Origin of the sequence: Candidatus Pelagibacter sp. HIMB1587 (assembly GCF_052047775.1) — a bacterium.
In the GTDB taxonomy this organism is placed as follows: Bacteria; Pseudomonadota; Alphaproteobacteria; order Pelagibacterales; family Pelagibacteraceae; genus Pelagibacter.
On the sequence record NZ_JBNAJJ010000002.1, the window covers coordinates 388,463 to 407,297 of the forward strand.

At 29.8% G+C, this 18,835-nt stretch carries 19 protein-coding genes; 11 read left to right on the forward strand and 8 right to left on the reverse strand.

What is annotated here, in order from left to right:
- The first annotated feature begins 10 nt into the window (after window positions 1–10).
- The gene (locus ACTTBE_RS06555; RefSeq protein WP_440634774.1) at window positions 11–544 is read left to right on the forward strand and encodes a phosphoribosyltransferase; all 534 of its coding nucleotides are present in this window, start codon (window positions 11–13) and stop codon (window positions 542–544) included.
- A gap of 38 nt (window positions 545–582) precedes the next feature.
- On the opposite strand, the gene ACTTBE_RS06560 is transcribed toward ACTTBE_RS06555, so the two are convergent.
- On the reverse strand, window positions 583–1,893 hold the full coding sequence (locus ACTTBE_RS06560; RefSeq protein WP_440653086.1) for an NCS2 family permease: 1,311 nt from the start codon (window positions 1,891–1,893) through the stop codon (window positions 583–585).
- 127 nt (window positions 1,894–2,020) lie between these two features.
- Between ACTTBE_RS06560 and ACTTBE_RS06565 the strand changes: the two genes are divergently transcribed.
- Window positions 2,021–2,326 carry a hypothetical protein gene (locus ACTTBE_RS06565; protein ID WP_440633046.1) on the forward strand — a complete coding sequence of 102 codons (306 nt, stop codon included), beginning with the start codon at window positions 2,021–2,023 and terminating at the stop codon, window positions 2,324–2,326.
- A gap of 41 nt (window positions 2,327–2,367) precedes the next feature.
- Here ACTTBE_RS06565 and ACTTBE_RS06570 read toward each other — a convergent pair whose 3' ends face one another.
- Both ACTTBE_RS06570 and ACTTBE_RS06575 read right to left on the reverse strand, forming a co-directional pair.
- The gene (locus tag ACTTBE_RS06570) at window positions 2,368–2,814 is read right to left on the reverse strand and encodes an Hsp20 family protein (protein WP_440677660.1); all 447 of its coding nucleotides are present in this window, start codon (window positions 2,812–2,814) and stop codon (window positions 2,368–2,370) included.
- A gap of 101 nt (window positions 2,815–2,915) precedes the next feature.
- Entirely contained in the window at window positions 2,916–4,991 is a 2,076-nt protein-coding gene (locus tag ACTTBE_RS06575; protein WP_440677661.1) for a S9 family peptidase, read from the reverse strand.
- A gap of 16 nt (window positions 4,992–5,007) precedes the next feature.
- Between ACTTBE_RS06575 and ACTTBE_RS06580 the strand changes: the two genes are divergently transcribed.
- From ACTTBE_RS06580 to ACTTBE_RS06600, 5 genes are read left to right on the forward strand one after another with little or no spacing between them, the layout of a single operon-like run.
- Window positions 5,008–5,508 (forward strand): J domain-containing protein, encoded by a 501-nt coding sequence (locus ACTTBE_RS06580; RefSeq protein WP_440677662.1) that lies wholly within the window; start codon window positions 5,008–5,010, stop codon window positions 5,506–5,508.
- A gap of 45 nt (window positions 5,509–5,553) precedes the next feature.
- On the forward strand, window positions 5,554–6,438 hold the full coding sequence (locus ACTTBE_RS06585) for a dihydrodipicolinate synthase family protein (protein ID WP_440677663.1): 885 nt from the start codon (window positions 5,554–5,556) through the stop codon (window positions 6,436–6,438).
- Window position 6,439: 1 nt separating this feature from the next.
- Complete coding sequence (locus tag ACTTBE_RS06590; protein WP_440677664.1) at window positions 6,440–7,630, forward strand: class I SAM-dependent methyltransferase; 1,191 nt, start codon at window positions 6,440–6,442, stop codon at window positions 7,628–7,630.
- A 28-nt stretch (window positions 7,631–7,658) separates the two neighbouring features.
- Complete coding sequence (locus ACTTBE_RS06595) at window positions 7,659–8,861, forward strand: hypothetical protein (protein ID WP_440677665.1); 1,203 nt, start codon at window positions 7,659–7,661, stop codon at window positions 8,859–8,861.
- A 30-nt stretch (window positions 8,862–8,891) separates the two neighbouring features.
- On the forward strand, window positions 8,892–9,185 hold the full coding sequence (locus ACTTBE_RS06600) for a hypothetical protein (RefSeq protein ID WP_440677666.1): 294 nt from the start codon (window positions 8,892–8,894) through the stop codon (window positions 9,183–9,185).
- Here ACTTBE_RS06600 and ACTTBE_RS06605 read toward each other — a convergent pair.
- A complete protein-coding gene (locus ACTTBE_RS06605) occupies window positions 9,182–9,529 on the reverse strand; it encodes a DCC1-like thiol-disulfide oxidoreductase family protein (RefSeq protein WP_440677667.1) in 348 nt (115 codons plus the stop codon). The two genes, ACTTBE_RS06600 and ACTTBE_RS06605, sit on opposite strands and share 4 nt — an antisense overlap.
- Window positions 9,530–9,614: 85 nt before the next feature.
- On the opposite strand from ACTTBE_RS06605, the gene tldD reads away from it, so the two are divergent.
- Genes tldD through ACTTBE_RS06620 form a run of 3 tightly spaced genes read left to right on the forward strand, consistent with a single transcriptional unit; the run spans window position 9,615 to window position 13,315 of the window.
- Window positions 9,615–11,027 (forward strand): metalloprotease TldD, encoded by a 1,413-nt coding sequence (gene tldD / locus ACTTBE_RS06610; RefSeq protein ID WP_440613750.1) that lies wholly within the window; start codon window positions 9,615–9,617, stop codon window positions 11,025–11,027.
- A gap of 3 nt (window positions 11,028–11,030) precedes the next feature.
- Window positions 11,031–12,347 (forward strand): TldD/PmbA family protein, encoded by a 1,317-nt coding sequence (locus ACTTBE_RS06615; RefSeq protein ID WP_440613751.1) that lies wholly within the window; start codon window positions 11,031–11,033, stop codon window positions 12,345–12,347.
- On the forward strand, window positions 12,344–13,315 hold the full coding sequence (locus tag ACTTBE_RS06620) for an NAD(P)-binding protein (protein WP_440677668.1): 972 nt from the start codon (window positions 12,344–12,346) through the stop codon (window positions 13,313–13,315). The genes ACTTBE_RS06615 and ACTTBE_RS06620 overlap by 4 nt, the downstream gene beginning before the upstream one ends.
- Window positions 13,316–13,317: 2 nt before the next feature.
- Here ACTTBE_RS06620 and ACTTBE_RS06625 read toward each other — a convergent pair whose 3' ends face one another.
- Window positions 13,318–13,998 (reverse strand): DUF6134 family protein, encoded by a 681-nt coding sequence (locus ACTTBE_RS06625; RefSeq protein WP_440677669.1) that lies wholly within the window; start codon window positions 13,996–13,998, stop codon window positions 13,318–13,320.
- Between the two features lie 44 nt (window positions 13,999–14,042).
- Here ACTTBE_RS06625 and yczE point away from each other — a divergent pair, with 44 nt between their 5' ends.
- Window positions 14,043–14,690, forward strand: a complete 648-nt coding sequence (gene yczE / locus ACTTBE_RS06630; protein WP_440677670.1) for a membrane protein YczE — start codon at window positions 14,043–14,045, stop codon at window positions 14,688–14,690.
- On the opposite strand, the gene typA is transcribed toward yczE, so the two are convergent.
- The 3 genes from typA to groES all read right to left on the reverse strand — a co-directional run bounded on the left by typA (window position 14,687) and on the right by groES (window position 18,764).
- Window positions 14,687–16,513 (reverse strand): translational GTPase TypA, encoded by a 1,827-nt coding sequence (gene typA / locus ACTTBE_RS06635; RefSeq protein WP_440677671.1) that lies wholly within the window; start codon window positions 16,511–16,513, stop codon window positions 14,687–14,689. The two genes, yczE and typA, sit on opposite strands and share 4 nt — an antisense overlap.
- 272 nt (window positions 16,514–16,785) lie before the next feature.
- Complete coding sequence (groL, locus tag ACTTBE_RS06640) at window positions 16,786–18,450, reverse strand: chaperonin GroEL (protein WP_075506444.1); 1,665 nt, start codon at window positions 18,448–18,450, stop codon at window positions 16,786–16,788.
- Between the two features lie 23 nt (window positions 18,451–18,473).
- Window positions 18,474–18,764, reverse strand: coding sequence for a co-chaperone GroES (gene groES / locus ACTTBE_RS06645; RefSeq protein ID WP_075506443.1), 291 nt, complete (start codon window positions 18,762–18,764; stop codon window positions 18,474–18,476).
- Between the last annotated feature and the right edge of the window lie 71 nt (window positions 18,765–18,835).

The window sequence follows — 18,835 nt, forward strand, 5'->3', positions numbered from 1 at the left end:
TTTTTTACTTATGATACTAAACTTCATGGCTGACAAACTCATAATCTCTTTTGATGAATATATAAAAATTGTTGAGAAACTGGCAATACAAATTCACAAAGAATACAAACCTACAGTTTTAATTGGTATTATGAGAGGTGCTGCACCGATCCTTGATATCTTATCAAGGATTTTAAAATTACCAATAGCCTACATTGTTATTCAAAGTTATTCAGGCGAAGGAATGGAAGATAAGCAAGGTGAACTTATGTTTGCCAGAGAAATAAGCTCATTAGCTAATAACGAGGATTTTAGTAAAGTTTTATTGATAGATGATCTTTCTGATACTGGTTTAACTTTAAATAAAAGTATTGAGTGGTTAAAAAATTATCCTCAAACAAAAGATTTTATAAAAGAAGTTAAAACTGCTTGTCTTTGGAAAAAAAAATCTTCAACTTTCGAACCAGATTTCTGTCCAGTAAGACTAGATTCTGACCCATGGATTGTTCAGCCAACTGAACATTACGAAGAATTATCTATTGAAGAATTAATTAAAAGAAATTAGTTAACAGGGCTAGTAAACTAGCCCTGTTAAGATCTTATTTAACTTACAGCAAAACTTACAACACTAAGTATTGCAACTACCCATATTGCTGGAGAAGTGCTTGAAAACTTTCCAGTAAATATTTTAATTAATGCGTAAGAAACAAATGCTAGGGCAATTCCATTACTAATACTGTATGTTAACGGCATTGCTATCATTGCAAGTATTGCAGGAGCAGACTCAGAAATATCGTTCCACTCAATATCTGTAATATTTCTTACAAAAAGAACAGACACAAAAAGTAGAGCTGCACCATCAATTTGTTTAGGTAAACTAGTTGCTAAAGGAGCAAAAAAGATACATGCTAAAAACAAAATACCTATTACAAGAGATGTCATTCCTGTTTTACCACCTGCTTTTACACCAGCACCAGACTCAACATAACTTGTTACAGTAGTAGTTCCCATTATTGCACCTGCAACTGTTCCAACACTGTCAGATAACATTGCTTTATTGATATCTTGAACTTTTCCATCTTTACCAACTTTACCCGCAACGTTTGCAACAGAAGTTAAAGTTCCAGCCGTATCAAAGAAGTCGATAAACAATAAAGTAAAGATTACTGTAGACATACTAGCAGTCATTGCGGCAGACAGATCAAACTCAAAAAGATATGTCATTGGAGGAGGTGAGCTAGCTAAACCATTAAATTTAGCAAGGCCAGCAGCCCAAGCAATGATACTAAATACCAATATCCCTATGATGATGTTACCTTTTACATTCATTTTTTCTAAAACAATTATTGCTATAAATGTTGCACATCCTAAAAGAACTAATGGATCTCCAAGATTACCTAATTTAACTAAGGTAACAGGATCATCTACAACTACTTCCATAATTTGTAATCCGATAATCGCTAAAAATAATCCTATACCTGCACCAATTCCTAATTTTAAACTTTTTGGAATTGAGTTAATTAGCCATGCTCTTATTGGCGTTAAAGATATTATTAAGAATAATACACCTGCTACCAATACAGCACCAAGTGCTTCTTGAGGTGTGTAGCCCATTCCCGCACATACACCAAATGCAACGAATGCGTTAATACCCATTCCGGGTGCAAGTCCTATTGGCCAAGTCTTTCCATAAAAAGCCATAATAAAACATGCTAAAGCTGTGGCTAAAATCGTAGCTGTATATACCGCGCCGAAATCAAAGAAACCTTTTTCGGGTCCGGCGAATTCTCCCGATAAGATAAATGGATTTAAAAACATTATATAAGCCATCGTTAAGAACGTTGTGGTTCCTGCTATGACTTCAGTTTTAAAATCTGTTTTGTGTTTTTTATAATTAAAATAATTATCAAGCATTTGTCCTCCTAATGTCTGATAATTATTTGATTCTGTTGAATAATACTTTGAATAAGTCCATTTTATTCACAAAATTCAACCCATAAGTTTATATTTATGCCATAATTGTAATGATAGTGTGGTTTATATGAAAAATTTGAAAATTTTATTCACTATATTTTTTATCTTTTTATTTGTTTCTGGTTGTCAAACAGTGAAGCAAAAAACAGACGCAGCTATTCAAAAAGAAAATAAAAAGTTGAGTGAATTTATTGGTCAATCAGCAAGTAAATTACAAATGGAACTTGGAAAACCTGATGAAGATTTTGAAAATGAAAAGGGTAATTTTATTTTTATTTACAATACCAAGAAGTATGGCTTTCCATGTGAGAGAAGATTTGAGATTAATCCAGATAAATTAGTAATTGGATTTGCTTCCAACGGATGTTTTTAAATTTTACCTGCGAGGATAAATCCTCGCAAGTAAGGGTAAACTTATTTAATTTCTATAAGCTTTTTCTTTTTGTGCTCTGGTATAATTCTTTCACAAGATATTGTTAAAAGACCGTCTTTAAGTTCAGCACCGTTAACTTTTACATCATCAGCTATAGTGAATGATCTTGCAAATTGTCTTTGAGAAATACCTTTGTGAATTATTTCTCCATTAACATCATTGTTTTCAGATTTATCAACTTGTTTTGTTCTTACAGTTAATAAATTATCTTCAAACTCTATCTCAACATCATTTTTATTAAAACCAGCAAGTGCAACTTCAATTGCATAATTATCCTTACCAGTTTTTCTGATGTTGTATGGAGGGTAGTTTGATTGCATTGTCAAACTTCCGTTACCCAACATGTTTTCAAATTGCTCAAACATATCGTCAAAACCAATTGAAAAAGGTCTTAGTGAGTTAAATATAGATAGATCCTTACTTGTCATAATATTCTCCTTTTTTAAGCAAGTTTATTTTATGCAAGTCCCATAAGGCGACTTACATTATATATGTAGGTATGATTAAAACGATTTCAATATCTTAAAAACTAAATTTTTTCTGAAATTTTTAATGCAAATGCGTAGTCGAGTGCAATTTCTTCTATTGCTCCATCTCTACCAGATTTACCTCCATGACCCGCATTCATTTCTGTTTTTAGAAGTAATAAATTATTATCAGTTTTATAGTCTCTAAGTTTAGCTGTAAATTTTGCAGGTTCATCAAATAAAACTCTGTTATCACTTAAACTAGTTGTTATTAGCATATGAGGATAATCCATTTTTTTTATATTATTATAAGGAGCATATGAAAATATATAATCAAAGTGCTCTTTGTTTTCTTTAGCATTACCAAATTCATCAAATTCACCTACTGTAAGGGGTAAAGAGTGATCGAGATTTGTTGTCAATGAGTCCACAAAAGGAACAGCCATAATTATACCTAAAAATAATTCAGGAGATTGATTAACAACAGCTCCCATTAACAAACCACCAGCAGATCCTCCCATTCCAATTATTTTTCCTTTTGAGGTGTAATTATTTTCAATCAAATATTTTGCAGCAAAAATATAATCTTCAAATGTATTTTTTTTATTTGTTAGCTTTCCTTCTTTCCACCATTTCATTCCTTTTTCCATTCCACCTCTAATGTGTGCAGTAGCCCAAATAATGTCTCTATTTATTAAGCAAAGTCTTGTTGAAGAAAAACTTGGACTCATCGAACTACCATACGATCCGTATCCGTATAATAACAAATTTGCTGTTCCGTCTATTTTTGTATTTTTATGTCTTGTTATCGTAAGTGGAACCATTCTTCCGTCATGGGATCTAAACTCTATTCTTTCAACTATATAATCATCTGTATTATGGCCTGATGGTATTTCTTGTTCTTTTACAAGTGTTTTAGATTTAGTTTTTAAATTGTATTTGTAAACTCTTGAAGGTGTTTTGGGTGAAGAGTATGAAACATAAACCTCATCTGTGTCTCTATTTCTTTGTGTTAACGAAACACCAGGAACAAATACTTTTTCGTCAGAAAAAATTAGTTCTTCTTCATTATTTGTTGAAGTATCTATAACAAACAACTTATCCAAAGCATCTGATGTTTCAGATCTAATTATCCAGTTATTTAAAAATGAAAGTCCACCAATTAACACCTCTTTTTTTGGAGGAATAAATGTTTTCCAATTCTGATTTTCTAAAGTTTCTGAAATATCTATTTTAAAATCCTCTGCATCTTTATTTGTATGATTATAAAATTTTCCATTCCATGAGTTTACAGAATAAAGTATTCCCTTTTCTCGTTTAATTATTAATTTTGGATTTGGTTTTACTTCATTAACATGAAAGTAATATTGCTCCGAAGTATTGTGATCAGAAGTGTTTATGAAATAATATTTCTCATCAGAACTTAATCCAATACTAACAGTGAAAGCTTCACTTTTTTCCTCAAAGATTAGTTCATCTTCACTTTCAAAATTTCCAATTTTATGTCTATAAATTTTCCTAGCTCTATGATTTTCATCTAACTTTGAATAAAAAAGATAGTTATCATCTAAGCTGAAAATTATACTTCCTGATGTTTCTTTGATTTCTTTTGAAATAGTTTTATTATTTTTGATATTTCTTACATAAATTGTATAATACTCAGAACCTTTGGTATCTAGTGAGTACCCAAGATATTGATCATTGTTACTTACCTCTAAATCTCCAACACCGAAATATTCAACATTTAATTTTTCTTTTTCTTCATCTCCATTCCAAATTTCTTCAATTTCTGATGAACCAATTTTTTTTCTTAATTTTATAGAATAATTTCCTTTGGCAGTAGTCTTTGTCCAATACTCATATGAATGATCTTTAAAAGATAAGCTTTCATCATCTAATTTTATTCTACCTTTAATTTCGTCAAATAATATTTTTTGAACATTTTTCGTATTTTTTAGATGATAATCAGTATATTCATTTTCATCTTCTAAATATTTTTTTACTTCTGGAAGAAGCTTAGTCTTGTCTTGCAAGACTTCTAAAATATTTTCTTGATGTATCCAGCTATAGTTATCTTCCCACTCCACATTGTGACAAGATTTTAGCTCTGGTTTTTTTTTTAGATATGGTACTTTCATTTTTAACTGGAAATATATGAATTTTATAATTTATACATTAATAATCTTAGTTGGTTTATATTTTTTATTAAGACTTTTTACTCAAGTTGCGTCAAAAAAAATATCTAAAGGTTTAAGATTATTCTTATTCATAGTTTTAATCATCTTTGCAGTTTTGTTTGCAATAGGAGGTAAATTTTTACTTACTTTGCCATTTACCCTTGCAAGTCTTGCTCTTTTAAAACTGAAAGGTATGTCAATTTTTCAATTAATTTCGTTGTACAGATTAATACAAACTTTAAGAAATTCTGGGAGATTTTCATTTAATAACACTGCATCAAATTTAAATACAATGTCTACTGAAGAAGCGTATCGTATACTTAATTTAAATCCCTCAAAAAATTTAACTAAAGAGGATGTAAATAAAGCCTACATCAAAATACAAAAAAAAATTCATCCAGATATCTCACCTGAAACTTCCAGGTTATCTACATTGGTAAATGAAGCTAAAGAAATAGTTTTGAGAGATATAGCTTAGATAATTTAAACTTTACTATATTTTTTTTTTATATAAATTTTATTTATGAGCAATATCAATGGAATATATGCAGCATCAATGTCTATCTTGAATAAAGATTTAACTTTAAACATTGATAAAACCATCACACATGCTGAGATGGTGATTGATAACGGTTGCCACGGTGTTGCAATATTTGGCAGCACTGGCCAGGCTCAACTAATTCCTGTTGTGGAAAAAATTAAATTGTTAAATAAAATATCAACTAACAATTACAAAGATAAATTTATTATTGGAACAGGATTAAATTCTTTAGGAGAAACAATAAATTTAATGAGAGTTGCAATGTCATTAAATTTAGAAAAATTTCTAATAATGCCACCTGCATTTTATAAATATACCGATGATGATGTTTTTAGTTTTTATTCCAAATTAGTAGAAGCAACGCCAAAAGCTAAAATTATTTTATATAATTTTGAAAAGCTTTGTGGATATAAATTTAGTGTAGAGTGTGTTGAAAAATTGGTAAAAAATTTTCCAGAACAAATTGTTGGTGTAAAAGATAGCTCATATAATCTTTTTGAAAATTTAAAATTAGATAATTTTTCTATAATGCCAGGATCTGAATCTAAATTATTGAAGGGACTTGAATTAGGTTGTTCAGGAATAATTACAGCAACGTGCAATGCAACATCTAAACTTGCTAGAAAAGTATATGACGACTTTAAAGATGGAAGAGAGCAAGAAGTTAATACCCAATTATGTGATGTAAGAGGGACATTTGAAAAATATAACCTAATTTCTGGCTTACACACTTTTTATAAGAACAAAGATAGTTTTTATGAAAATCTACTACCACCTTTAAGAATTCTTAATAAACAAGAAGAGGTGGATCTTTTAAATAATTTAGAAAAATTTAGTTTTTCACTAAAATCATCGATGGCAGCATAAAATGCAGTTAGCAAGGTTCTTAAATAGTGTTTTTAAGAAAGATGGATTTATATTGGTCGATGCAAATTCTAAAAGTTATATTATTGGAAATCCAGAGAAGGAAAATCCCATAAAAGTTAAAATATTAAATAAAAAACTTCATTATAAACTTTTATTTCATCCCGATCTTTACTTTGGGGAAGCTTATACCGATGGAGACATAGTCATTGAGAATGGAAGTCTCACAGATTTTTTAGACTTATCTTTGATGAATTTTGGAAGAGGAGAATTAAATTTTTTTAGTTACTTAATTAACAGATTGAGGGGTTCGTATAGATATCTAACAAATTTCAATTTTATCAAAAAATCCAAAATGAATGTCTCACATCATTATGATATTAAAGATGATCTTTATGATTTATTTTTAGACCCTAAAAGACAATACTCATGTGCTTATTTCAAAAATGAAAATGATACTTTAGAGGATGCCCAAAATAATAAAATTCAACACATAATTAAGAAATTAAATATAAAGCCAAACCAAAAAGTTCTTGATATTGGATGTGGATGGGGATCTTTAGCAGTCGATATTGCAAAATCAGCTAATTGTGAAGTCACTGGAATAACATTATCAGAAAATCAATTAAAATATTGCAAACAAAAAGCTAAAGAACTGAATTTAGAAAATCAATTAAGATTTAGGTTAATGGATTATAGGGAGCTCGATGAAAAATTTGATAGGATTGTAAGTGTTGGAATGTTTGAACACGTGGGAAGAAAGTTTTATAAAAAATTTTTCTCACAAGTTGAAAAACTTCTTAAAGATGATGGAGTTTCGGTAATTCATACCATTGGATCAGTCAATCCTCCAAGAGATCCTCATCCATGGATAACAAAATATATATTTCCAGGTGGTTATACTCCAAGTTTAAGTGAAGTTACCACTCCAATTGAAAAAGCTGGCTTAATTGTGGCTGATATTGAGGTATTAAGGATGCATTATTCTCATACGTTAAGGCATTGGAAAGAAAATTGTATAAATAATAAAGATAAAATTATTAACATGTTTGATGAGCGTTTTTTTAGAATGTGGGAATTCTATTTAGCGGGTTGCGAAATGGCTTTTAAATGGGGAGACCAAGTTGTATATCAGTTTCAGCTAACCAAAAACTATTCTTCCACACCAGTTACAAGAGACTATATTTATCAATAATTTATTGATAAAAAATAAATTCCTTTAAATGAAAAAAATAAAAAAAAAACAAAATAAATCTATTAAAAAAAGTAAAAAAAAATCCCAGTTAAAATTAAAAAGATTTAAAAAAATTTCTAAAGAAAAAAAAATAAAAACTAAAATTAACAAAAAAAAAAAGGTTAAAGCTAAAAAAAAAAATATTTCAAAAGTAAAAGAAAAAACAAAAAAAAAAATTCTAAATAAACCTAAAGAAAAAAGTTTTCTTTTAAAAATAATTAATTTTCAAAATTCACTAAAACCTGAATTTAAATTTAGAATAAATTTCAATATAGAAAAATATATTCAGGCATTTTTTGATAAAATATCTGAAACAATCAGTAATTATAAAACCCTTAAAAAAGATGAGCAGAGAAGAATAAAACTTGAAAAACAAGAGCAAGAGAGACAGGAAAAACTAGCCCTACAGCAAGAGAAGCAGAAGGAACAAGAATTAAAATTAAAGCTTAATGAACAGGTATTAAAGGAAGAGATTAGATTAGAAAAACAAAGAACAAAAGAGATTAAATTATTCCTACGAAAAGAACAGGCTTTATTAAGAATTGAACAAGCTGAAAAGCAAAAGAAATTTTTACAACAATTAAAATTAGAAAAGCAGATTGAAAAATTTAGAGTAAGAGAAGTTAAAGAATTAGAAAAACTAGAAAAAATATCATTAAAAGAAAAGAGAGAAGATTATGCAGGGCTTCAGCAGAGAATTGAGAAATTAAAAGAAAAATATCGAATAATAAGAGATCAAAAAATTAGAGAGAGAGTAGAGGCGTTAGGTGTTAAAATTCAAGGTAATGAGGATAGGGAAACATTATTAAGGAAAGAAAAAGAATATACATTAGCAAGACAAAAAATTGAATTTGCTCTTGAGAGCTTTTATAGAAGTGCCAGTAGTTTAGTTTTCCAATTAAATAAAAGACACATCACAAGACACATGTCTATTTTTCGATGTATTGATAGAAGATTTGAAACAGGTGAGATATTTGTTAAGTGGGATGAAGCTCCTGACGAAGAATGGTTATTATTAATTTATATTAAAAATAATTCTCCTGATGAAGGTATAGTTATTGAAGACAAAACTAATCCTGAGAAAAACATCTCTCATGAATTTAAAAATAATGAAATATTTAAAGCTTCAGACACGATGGTGGATTCTTTAACTCAATTAATTGCAAGAAAAAGAGCCAAAAATAACAATTAATTATTACGTTTAATTTAAGTATTATTAGTTATGTTTTATGGAATAATTGCAATGGTAATTCTATATGTGTTGCTAAGTTATATACTTGCTTGGATCAGATATTTTAATAGTCAAGACGAAAGGTTAGGACAATCAACTTGGAGATGGAGTTACGATTATGAAGTTGATGGAGAAAGAGACATATCAGATTTGGATGACAAAAATTTTGTAAGATTAAGAAGAAAAAGAAATAAAATTATCACTCTCATGTATTCAGTAGTTTTAATTATGTTTATCCTCTCAATGTCTTTATTGAGTCAAATTTTGATATTTTTTCTTAATTAATTTTTTAATTGTTTTTTATTTTTCAAATACAAAAAATACGCAACTATTTCATATCCATATTTAAAAATTGTAAAGATGATAGGAAGTTTGAAAAAACTATATAAAAATTTATATTTTGGTATTCTCTTCCAAACATAAAGGAAAGCTTCTGCACCTTCAATTAATTGATCGTTTTCTTTAATGTGCAATCTTCTTAAAAGTTCTTTGTCATTTTTGGAAGTTTCTTTTTCTGCTTCTTTGTTATTCGTAATATCTATCCAATCAATATCTTCAATATTTTCTTTTTTATACATATTGATTTCTGATCTACAAATTTTGCAAGAATTATTAAAATAAACTTTCATAAAAATTATATTAACTCTAAAATTAGGCATGTAAATGCGCCAAATGATTAGTTGAAAATTAATAATAAAGCACTATCTAAACCGAGTGAGTAATTTTTTTGACAAATCTGATTTAACAAGAAAAGATGCTGATGCAATAGTATCTGATACATTACAAAATTGTGATGATGGTGAGCTATATTTGGAGGACACAAAATCCGAATCTATTTTATTAGATGATAATAAAATTAAAAGCTCAAGCTATAGTTCAGATTTAGGTTTTGGATTTAGAGCAATTACGGGAGAGGTTGTTGCATATTCTCACTCTAACGAAATATCAAAAGATTCATTAAAAAAATCTTCTGAAAATTTAAAATCTACATTGAAGTCTATGAAAGGTACTTATAATCAAGATATTTCAAGATCTAATAAAAAATTTTATCAGGATATTAATCCCATAGAGCAAAAAACATTAAATTCGAAATTAGAAGTATTAAATAAAGTAAATGAGTATCTAAGAAAAAAAGATCAATCTGTAAAACAAGTTACCACAAGTTTTGCAGGTGAACAAAAATCTATCGAGATTATAAGATCAGGTGGTGAGGTATTAACTGATGTCCGACCATTAATTAGATTTAATGTATCTGTAATGTTAGAAAAAAATGGAAGAAAAGAAACTGGCGTTTATGGAATAGGTGGAAGACAATCTTATGATGAATATCTCAAAAATGACAATTGGAAAACTGTATGTGAGGAAGCATTTAGAATTGCGTCAGTAAATTTAGAAAGTAAACCTGCTCCAGCAGGAGAAATGAAAGTTGTTTTAGGACCTGGATGGCCAGCAATTTTAATACATGAAGCTATTGGACATGGTTTAGAGGGAGACTTTAATAGAAAAAAAACTTCTGCATTTCATGATCTTATGGGCCAAAAAGTTGCCAGTGAGGGAGTTACGATTGTTGATGATGGAACAATTGATAATAGAAGAGGTAGCTTAACTATTGATGATGAAGGTACACCAACAGAAAAAACAGTATTGATTGAAAATGGGATATTAAAGAATTTTATGCAAGATAGATTAAATGCTAGATTGATGAAAACCAAATCGACTGGCTCAGGAAGAAGAGAAAATTATAGACACGTTGTTTTGCCAAGAATGAGAAATACAATGATGTTGAGTGGAAACCAAACTCAAGAAGAAATGATCAAATCAGTAGACAAAGGAATTTTTGCAGTAAGTTTTGGAGGAGGACAAGTTGACATTACATCTGGAAAATTTGTATTTAATTGTACTGAGGCATATGAAATTAATAACGGAAAGATTGGTTCACCGATAAAGGGAGCGACATTAATAGGAGATGGTCCTTCAATTTTAAAAGAAGTTTCTATGGTTGGAAACGATATGATGTTAGATCCTGGTATAGGAACTTGTGGTAAAGCTGGACAAGGTGTACCTGTTGGAGTTGCCCAACCTTCAATTCTAATCGATAAAATGACAGTTGGTGGAACAAAACTTTAAATTATGGTTAAGGATCAAGAATATTTAAGATCAAAAGCATCATTTTGCTTAGATTTAGCTAAAAAATTAGGTGCAACTGGATCAAGTGTAACAGTAGGTCATTCAATTTCTGAAACTGTAAATTTTAGAAATAATACTTTAGACGAGTCTAATAGATCAGATGGATTAGCAATAAGTATAGAGACTTATTTGGGAAAAAAAAGATCTTCAATTTCTTCATCAAACTTATTAGATGATAACATTAAAACCCTAATAGAAAAATGTTTTGAAACAACTAAAAATACCCCTGAAGATGAATTTAATTCTTTACCAGATAAAGATCTTTTAGCTAAAGAAATTAAAAATTTAAATTTATATGATGAAACACACTTTGATAATGAAAAAAAAATTGAATATTTAAAAGAACTTGAGAGCGTTGCATCTTCAGAAGAAAAAATCATAAATACAGAGTCTAGTTTTACTGAAAATAAATCTAACTTTATTTTAGCAAACAGTGATGGATTTTGTGATGGATACAAATCATCTTCATTTAGTGCATCTTGTGTTACTGTTGCTAAAGATGAAAATAGTATGGAAAGAGACTATGAATTTACAAGCAAACGTCATTTATCTGACATTAAGGGCGCAAAAGAACTTGGTCAAAAAGCTTCTGAACAAACTATAAGAAAATTAAGCCCAAATAAAATTGGAAGTGAAAAAATAAGCATTATATTCGATAAAAGAATTGCAAAAGGGATGTTGGGAGCTTTTGCAGGGGCCATATCTTCATCTGCGATTTCTAGAGGAACATCTTTTCTTAAGGACAAAATCAATGAACAAATATTTACAGAAACAATAAATGTTATTGATAAACCCGATATAAACAAAGGTGTTGGGTCCCAAATTTTTGATTCAGAGGGAGTAAAATCAGATACTTTAAATCTTGTACAAAATGGTGTTTTAAAAAATTATTTAGTCGATACTTACAATGGAAAAAAACTTAACTTAAAATCAAATGGAAGATCTGGTGGTACAACAAATTTATATTTCGATAATGGAAATATTAGTTTTGAAGATTTATTAAAGAGTAATTCAAAACATATTTATGTAACCGAAACAATAGGCCATGGAAGTAATTTAGTTACAGGAGATTATTCAGTGGGTGCAACAGGCTTCCTAATTGAAAATGGCGAATTTAAATTTCCAGTAAATGAGATAACAATTGCAGGAAATTTCAAAGATATGTTTAAAAATATAACTTTAGCCAGTGATTTAGATTTTGAATATTCCATTAACTCACCAACTATGATGATAGAAGGAATGACAGTTGCAGGTAAATGAGCACTTTCTGTGTAATTGGATCTGGAATATCTGGTGCTACAATTTCAAATCTATTAAATAAAAAACACTCTGTAGACCTCTATGACAAAGCAAGAGGTCCTGGTGGGAGATCGTCATTTAAAAGGTTAGATAAAAAAATAGGCTTTGATCATGGCGTTCAATATATTTCCCCTAAGACTAGTGAGTTTAAAAAATTCACAACAAAACTCATAGCAAAAAAAATATTAAAAAATTGGAAGGGCCAGCATATTTTTCAAAATAAAAAGATAAAAGAAAATAAAAACCATCAAAAAATAATTGGCAGAAAAGGTAATAACGATATTAGCAAGTATTTATTAAAAAAAATTAATTGTAATTTTCAAAAAGAATTAAAAAAAATTGATTATAATAAAAACAAATGGAAACTTACCTTTTCTGATGGTGATAATAAATTTTATGATAATCTAATTTTAACTTGCCCACATCCTCAATTACTTAAATTAGCAAAAAAATTTATTAATCATTCTTTTATTAAAAAAAAATTAAAAATGGATGCAAATATTACTGTCATGATAAAAATGAAAAAAACAAAAAAAAATATAAGTAGTTTTTTGTTTGATGATCAAATTTTAGGTTGGGCTGCTAGAGAAAATAGTAAGTTTAGATTTAAAAGTATTTATGAATTTTGGACACTTCAAAGCACAGCAATATGGGCAAATAAAAAAATTTTGAAAAATAAAGAAAATAAAGATTTAAATTCAAAAATATTAATTAATAAATTTTTTGATCTTACTGGTATTAAAAAAAGCAACGTTCTTTTTTCTTTAAATCATGGATGGATGTATTCATCAAGTTCAAAACCTTTAAAAATTAAAAGTTATTGGAATTCAAAAATTAATTTAGGAGTTTGTGCTGATTGGTTTGTTGGACCTAGGCTAGAAGCGGGATGGATAAGTGCTAATGACCTTTTTAGGAAAATAAAGAGATAAAATTACTCAATATTTTTAATTCTATACTCCCAACTTCCCATTCTTTCATAGGTAACTTTAACTATCACTGAGGTTTTTTTATCAAGCCATATATCAAAATTTAATCTTTTGTCTTCTGGAAGTGCCATATCTTTAGAAGTGAGTTTAAAATGATCAGTATCAAATTCTTTTCCATTGATAGTGATTTTTTCCTTACCGATAAATGTAACTAGTTGTTCTTTTATACTTCCAGAAATAGGACTAATTTGGCTTTCTGCCTGTAACAATTTATGGCTCCACCAACTTCCAATTGTATTTTTTGAAGAAGCTTCACCAGAAAAAGAAGATCCTTGAATATCAAATTTATTCGTTTGATTATTTAATATTAAATTTACAAATTTTTCTTTTTTATTCTGACGTGTTTTAGATTTAAAGGAAATTAAATTATCTCCTAAATATTTTTCTTCTCCAAAACCTTCTACTTCAAAAATAGTTGCCCCAAGTAGTTTTACTGTAAATTTATATTTATTATTTACAGTTGTTTCATTGTCTTTCCTAGAAAAAGAATAATTATTATATCCTATAACTTCATTATTTCTTAAGATTTCAAGTTCAATTTTTTTGAAGTTATTATAATGACCAACATGTGCGTTTGAGTTAAAAGTAAATAAAAAAAATATAATAATAGTGTAAAATTTTTTCATGATAATAATATAAATAAAAATTAAATTAAAAGTATCAATATTTAATGTTCCTATCTATAAAAAATATTCCAAAAGTAAATTGGAGCTCAAACGAAAGTTTGAACTTCAAGCCAAAATTTTCAACATCATTTTTTTTAATTTTTGGTTTAACAATTTTTGGTTTGGGAGAAGGTTTGTTAATTTTATCAACAACTGGAAACTCACCCTGGTCAGTATTAGCTGAAGGAATTTCGCTTAACTCTAGTTTATCCATTGGAGCAGCAACTTTTTTTGTAAGTGTAGGAGTACTTTTTTTATGGATTTTTTTAAAACAAAAACCAGGTCTTGGAACAATATTTAATATCATCGTGATTGCTGCTATGATTGATTTCACTCTAAATTATTTTCAACCACCTTCATCTCTTTTTACAAAATACTTATTAGCAGTTCTTTCAGTAATTTTAGTAGGACTTGGTAGTGGTATTTATTTAGTAGCTAATCTTGGTCCAGGTCCACGAGATGGTTTAATGACAGGACTAACAAAAACAACAAATTTACCTATAGCCTTAGTAAGAGCTTTTTTAGAAATTACTGTTGTAATTATTGGTTGGTATTTAGGTGGGACCGTTGGAGTGGGCACACTTATATTTGCTTTTGGAATTGGCCCTTGTGTAGCTTTAGGATTATTTTTAGTTGGAAAAATATTTAACTAAGCAGCTGCGCTAGTTTTCTCACTTCTTTTTCTTTCATGAGGATCAAGAATTGCTTTTCTCAATCTACAAGACTCAGGTGTAATCTCTAATGCTTCATCACTGTTAAGCATACTTAGTTGTTCAGCTATTGACATTTTTCTAACAGGAGTAAGAACGACGTTTTCGTCTGTTCCTTGTGTTCTCATATTTGTTAATTTTTTTCCTTTCATGACATTTATAATCATGTCACCTGGTTTTGGTGATAATCCAACAATCATGCCTGGATAAACAGGATCATTGTGAGTAACAAACATTTCTCCTCTCGCTTGAAGGTTAAAGATTGCAAAAGCTACTGCTTTTCCTTGTTCCATTGAAATTAATGCACCATTTCTTCTACCTTCCATTTCACCTTCAAAAGGACCGTAGTCATGGAAAATTCTATTAATTACACCTTCCCCTTTAGTAAGCGTTAGAAATCTACTTGTGTATCCCATCAAACCTCTCGTAGGTGCATGAAATATCAATCTTTTCTTATTTGTACCTGTATCTTTTAGTTCAATTAATTTACCTTTTCTTCTATTCATCGAGTCGATTACTTTTGAGGAGTGTTCTTCATCTAAATCCATAGTAATTTCTTCAATTGGTTCAAGTTTGTTTCCTTGATTATCAGTTTTATATAAAACTTTTGGTGGACTTACTGTCATTTCAAAACCTTCTCTTCTCATTTGAGTAAGAAGTATTTCCAACATTAATTCACCTCGTCCACTTACAACGAATGAATCTTTTCTATCATTTTCTGAAAAAGTAATTCCTACATTGTTTTGTGCTTCTTGAACTAATCTTTCTCTAATTTGAGTACTTGTAAGTTTTTTACCTTCTGTACCTGCTAATGGAGAAGTATTAACAGTTATTGTAATCGACATTGTTGGAGGATCAATTGGAGTCGCTGGTATAGGATCATTAACTTCCAAATTACAAATTGTATCAGCAACATTTGCTTTTTCTAATCCTGCTACAACGACAATATCTCCTGCTTCTCCAACATCAATTGGAACTTTTTTAGTTCCTTCATATCTAAAAATCTTTGTTAATTTTCCTTCATCAACTTTTTCACCATTTAAATTAATAGCTTTGATTGGTTGATTTGCTTTTGCTGTCCCTTGTGTAATTCTACCTACTAGACTTCTACCTAAAAAACTATCTGAATAAAGCAATGTTGATAACATTGCAAAAGGTTTGGTTTTATCTAATTCGGCCGGTTTAACGTGCTCCACAATTAAGTCTAATAAAGGATTTAAATTTTCTCTTGGCCCATCTACCTCATGATCAGCCCATCCAGATCTTCCACTTGCATATAAAACAGGAAAATCTAATTGTTCTTCATTTGCATCTAAACTTACAAATAAATCAAAAGTTTCATCTAAGACCTCATTAGCTCTTTGATCTGCTTTATCCAATTTATTAATAACTACAATTGGTTTTAAACCTTGTTTTAATGCTTTCGATAAAACAAATTTTGTTTGAGGCATAACTCCTTCTGCAGAGTCAATTAATAAAAGAGCTCCATCAGCCATGCTCAAAACTCTTTCAACTTCTGCTGCAAAATCTCTGTGGCCTGGCGTATCAATAATATTTATTCTTGAGTCATTCCAGTTAATAGATGCAGGTTTTGCAAGAATTGTAATTCCTCTTTCTTTTTCTAGTTCCCCAGAGTCCATTAATCTTTCATCAACAACTTCATTTTCTCTAAATGATCCACTTTGTTTCATTAAATTATCAATCAAAGTAGTTTTGCCATGGTCGACATGGGCTATGATTGTGATGTTTCTTATATTGTTGCTCATAAATTGTGGCTCTTATACATATTTAATCTGATATTAAAACTTAAAAAAACTCATGACTGGCTTGATTAATTTAAATAACTTGTGATTAATTAGGCTTTTTTTGTTTATCTTTTTTAAGTTTCCTTTTTTCTTTAAAACTTAATTTGGGTTTCTTTTTTACACTCGAATCTTTAAACGACTTTCCGCTGTATCTTTTTGACATAATTTAATTTTGCATAAAAAAAAGGCCATCATGTGATGGCCTTTTAAATTTTAGTTTTAGAGTAGTGGGATTACATTCCCATTCCACCCATTCCACCCATGCCGCCCATACCACCAGGCATACCACCAGGCATTCCACCACCAGCAGCATCTTTTTCCTCAGGTTTGTCAGCAATCATCGCTTCTGTAGTTACTAATAATCCAGATATTGAAGCAGCATCTTGTAGAGCAGTTCTTACAACTTTAACAGGATCTATAATACCTTTAGCGAACATATCACAATATTCTTCGCTTTGTGCATCGTACCCGTGTGTTTTTTTGTTTTGCTCTAACAATTTACCAACAACTACCGAACCATCTACACCAGCATTTTTAGTAATTTGTCTGATTGGAGCTTCAAGTGCTTTTCTAACAAGCTCTACGCCAGCTTTTTGATCGTCACCTTTTGCTTTAACCTTATTAAGGTCTTGAGCAGCGTAAAGTAATGCACAACCACCGCCAGTTACAATACCTTCTTCAACTGCGGCTCTTGTTGCGTTCAAAGCATCTTCAACTCTATCTTTTCTTTCTTTAACTTCAACTTCAGTTGCACCACCAACTTTGATTACAGCAACTCCGCCAGCTAGTTTTGCAAGTCTTTCTTGAAGTTTCTCTCTGTCATAGTCAGAAGTTGTTTCGTCAATTTGTTGTTTAATTGAAGCACATCTTCCTTCGATATCAGATTTTTTACCACTTCCATTAACAATGGTACTGTTATCTTTATCTACTTTAACTTTCTTACATGAACCTAGGTCATCAAGTTTAACATTCTCAAGTTTAATTCCTAAATCTTCAGAAATAACCTGACCTCCAGTTAAGATAGCTATATCTTCAAGCATTGCTTTTCTTCTATCACCAAAACCAGGTGCTTTTACCGCAACTACTTTTAGACCACCTCTTAACTTGTTTACCACTAAAGTTGCTAAAGCTTCCCCTTCAACATCTTCAGAAATAATCATTAATGGTCTACCTGCTTGAACAACAGCTTCTAAAAGAGGAACCATTGGTTGTAGATTAGTTAATTTTTTTTCATGTAAAAGAATGAAAGGATTATCTAACTCAGTAGTCATTTTATCACTGTTAGTAATAAAGTATGGTGATAAATAACCTCTGTCGAATTGCATACCTTCAACAACGTCTAGTTCAGTTTCAATTCCTTTATTTTCTTCAACTGTGATAACACCTTCGTTTCCAACTTTTTGCATTGCTTTTGCAATCATAGTTCCGATTTCTTTATCACCATTTGCAGAAATAGTTCCAACTTGTGCAATTTCATCACTGTCTTTCACTTTTTTAGCTGATGCTACTAAGTTTTCTTTTACAACTTCAACCGCTGCATCAATTCCTCTCTTAACATCCATAGGATTCATACCAGCAGTTACGTATTTTACACCTTCTCTAACAATTGCTTGTGCAAGAATAGTTGCAGTTGTTGTACCATCACCAGCTTCATCATTTGTTTTGCTAGCAACTTCTTTAACCATCTGCGCGCCCATGTTTTCAAACTTATCTTCAAGATCAATTTCTTTAGCAACAGAAACACCATCTTTAGTAATTCTAGGTGCACCATAAGATTTATCCATTACTACGTTTCTTCCTTTAGGACCCAAAGTTACTTTAACAGTATCAGCTAAGATATTTACTCCTCTAATCATAGCTGCTCTTGCTTCAGCATCAAATTTAACAACTTTTGCCATTTTGTTTTCTCCTTTAAATTAAATTACTTACTTGAAATACCCATAATGTCAGACTCTTTCATTATGCTATATTCTTTGCCATCTATTTTGACTTCAGTTCCTGACCACTTGCCGAATAAAACTTTATCTCCAACTTTAACATCCATTGGAATTGTTTTTCCATCTTCTGTTTTAGCTCCACCACCAACAGCAACAACTTTTCCTTCTTGAGGTTTTTCTTGAGCTGTATCTGGGATAATTATTCCACCAGCAGTTTTTTCACTACTGTCTAAAACTTCGATTAATACTCTGTCATGTAACGGTTTAAACTTCATAAATCTCCTTTATAATTCTATATAAATATGAGCCTCATATAGATATTTCATAGCCTATTTCAAGATAAGAG

Bases quoted from the DNA above. Each gene is read 5' to 3' on its own strand.
- groES (WP_075506443.1), bottom strand. From the start codon at position 18,764: ATGAAGTTTAAACCGTTACATGACAGAGTATTAATCGAAGTTTTAGAC.
- ACTTBE_RS06625 (WP_440677669.1), bottom strand. From the start codon at position 13,998: ATGAAAAAATTTTACACTATTATTATATTTTTTTTATTTACTTTTAAC.
- ACTTBE_RS06600 (WP_440677666.1), top strand. From the start codon at position 8,892: ATGTTTTATGGAATAATTGCAATGGTAATTCTATATGTGTTGCTAAGT.
- ACTTBE_RS06580 (WP_440677662.1), top strand. From the start codon at position 5,008: ATGAATTTTATAATTTATACATTAATAATCTTAGTTGGTTTATATTTT.
- ACTTBE_RS06615 (WP_440613751.1), top strand. From the start codon at position 11,031: ATGGTTAAGGATCAAGAATATTTAAGATCAAAAGCATCATTTTGCTTA.
- ACTTBE_RS06585 (WP_440677663.1), top strand. From the start codon at position 5,554: ATGAGCAATATCAATGGAATATATGCAGCATCAATGTCTATCTTGAAT.
- ACTTBE_RS06555 (WP_440634774.1), top strand. From the start codon at position 11: ATGATACTAAACTTCATGGCTGACAAACTCATAATCTCTTTTGATGAA.
- ACTTBE_RS06605 (WP_440677667.1), bottom strand. From the start codon at position 9,529: ATGAAAGTTTATTTTAATAATTCTTGCAAAATTTGTAGATCAGAAATC.
- ACTTBE_RS06595 (WP_440677665.1), top strand. From the start codon at position 7,659: ATGAAAAAAATAAAAAAAAAACAAAATAAATCTATTAAAAAAAGTAAA.
- ACTTBE_RS06575 (WP_440677661.1), bottom strand. From the start codon at position 4,991: ATGAAAGTACCATATCTAAAAAAAAAACCAGAGCTAAAATCTTGTCAC.
- ACTTBE_RS06560 (WP_440653086.1), bottom strand. From the start codon at position 1,893: ATGCTTGATAATTATTTTAATTATAAAAAACACAAAACAGATTTTAAA.
- typA (WP_440677671.1), bottom strand. From the start codon at position 16,513: ATGAGCAACAATATAAGAAACATCACAATCATAGCCCATGTCGACCAT.
- ACTTBE_RS06570 (WP_440677660.1), bottom strand. From the start codon at position 2,814: ATGACAAGTAAGGATCTATCTATATTTAACTCACTAAGACCTTTTTCA.
- groL (WP_075506444.1), bottom strand. From the start codon at position 18,450: ATGGCAAAAGTTGTTAAATTTGATGCTGAAGCAAGAGCAGCTATGATT.
- ACTTBE_RS06590 (WP_440677664.1), top strand. From the start codon at position 6,440: ATGCAGTTAGCAAGGTTCTTAAATAGTGTTTTTAAGAAAGATGGATTT.
- ACTTBE_RS06620 (WP_440677668.1), top strand. From the start codon at position 12,344: ATGAGCACTTTCTGTGTAATTGGATCTGGAATATCTGGTGCTACAATT.
- yczE (WP_440677670.1), top strand. From the start codon at position 14,043: ATGTTCCTATCTATAAAAAATATTCCAAAAGTAAATTGGAGCTCAAAC.
- ACTTBE_RS06565 (WP_440633046.1), top strand. From the start codon at position 2,021: ATGAAAAATTTGAAAATTTTATTCACTATATTTTTTATCTTTTTATTT.